Origin of the sequence: Pseudoalteromonas sp. BMB, assembly GCF_001709235.1 — a bacterium.
GTDB lineage: Bacteria > Pseudomonadota > Gammaproteobacteria > Enterobacterales > Alteromonadaceae > Pseudoalteromonas > Pseudoalteromonas maricaloris.
The window spans coordinates 1-374 of sequence record NZ_MBQA01000134.1 but is presented as its reverse complement, the minus strand read 5'-3'; the positions used below and the strand labels follow the sequence as shown (position 1 = coordinate 374).

Annotated in this window: 1 protein-coding gene; it reads right to left on the bottom strand. The window is 48.4% G+C overall.

Features of this window, described 5'->3' with window-relative positions; all coding sequences use genetic code 11:
* Nucleotides 1-374: cation transporting ATPase C-terminal domain-containing protein (locus BB427_RS08930; RefSeq protein ID WP_139119053.1), on the bottom strand; the 374-nt coding region annotated here is incomplete at both ends.

Genomic DNA, 374 nt, shown 5'->3' with positions numbered 1-374 from the left:
CGAAGTGGAGGGTGAAAGACAGAGCCATGGAAGCCAGCAACCAAATGTTGATCCATGGAGGCATGACAGTCAGAGACTGATTCTCAGACAAGCTGTTCATGGCGTTCAACATCTCAATGGTGACCAGTACAGACAGAGCCATAGTCATGGGGTGAGGATCCTTGAAGATTGAGCAATCATAACCACTAAACTTCTCTGGTTCAGTAAAGCAAGCCAAGTGATGAGTGAGGTGCCAATATTGCAAGTGAGGACCATCGGGAGCAACCATGAACCACCAAGTTGCAGCACCTACTGTTGCAGCACCGACATAGCCGCCAATAGCCATGTATCTGAAGAAGAGCCATCCAGTGATCAAACTCTCATCAGCCTTCCTT